Source organism: Vibrio sp. D173a (assembly GCF_030248475.1).
In genome coordinates this window covers 1-858 of the sequence record NZ_JAHGAH010001312.1, presented here as the reverse complement: position 1 = coordinate 858, position 858 = coordinate 1, and the positions used below count along the sequence as shown (strand labels likewise).

General features: G+C 46.4%; 1 protein-coding gene. It reads right to left on the bottom strand.

Features of this window, described 5'->3' with window-relative positions; translation table 11 throughout:
- The coding region (locus KIV40_RS33045; RefSeq protein ID WP_285353608.1) for an HlyD family secretion protein at positions 1–858 on the bottom strand (858 nt) is incomplete at both ends.

Below are 858 nucleotides of genomic sequence, written 5' to 3'. Positions count from 1 at the left end.
TTCGCCACTGACCCATGCTAGGCCAACAGAACCAACTGGAATGTCATAGCCTTCTGTCTCTTCTATCTTGAGACGAACGAAGTGGTGTTTGTTCTGAATATTTTTGCCTGTCGTAGCACGAACCGATTCATCGATACCGAGCAGGGTCGCTTGTGCTTCACCCGTTGCTTCAACAATACCTTCAACGCTGGCCGAGAAAATCTTGCCTGGGTACACCGCAGTCGCAAACTCAGCGGGTTGGCCTACCTTGATGTTGCGAATGGCTTGGTGGTTCACACGCATCAGCACGTATTTCTCTTCGGTGTACATCTGGATACGTGGCATCATTGAAACACGTTGGCCTTCACGAAGAATAAAGTTAGTTACAAAACCATCTGTCGGTGCGGTCACTTTGGTGCTCTTAAGATCCCATTCAGCTTGTGCCAAGGTTGAGTTCGCTGTGTCGACTTCAGTCTGCTTTTTGGTGACATTCGTTTCAGCTTTTTGAATGTTTAACTTGGCATTCTCAGAATCCACTTTTTTCTTACTAAGTTCAGACTTCAATGTGGTCAGGCTGTGCTTTGCCAAATCAACTGTCGCCGTTTGCTGATCAATATCTGATTCGGTGATTGTGTGCTCTACGACACTGTTTTGGCGTAGATAGCGTTTCAGTGTTTTTTGTTGGAGCACAAGGTCCGTTTTCGCAGACTCGATTTTCGCTTCTGTTGAGTGGATATCTTCTAAAGACGACTGATATGAGATCTTCGCGATACCTACTTCTTGACGCGCGGTCTCTAATGCGACTTCCGCGGACTCAAGCTGAATCTTGGCCTTGTCGCGAGCAATGACATATTTGGTGTCGTCAATCTCATAAATAAG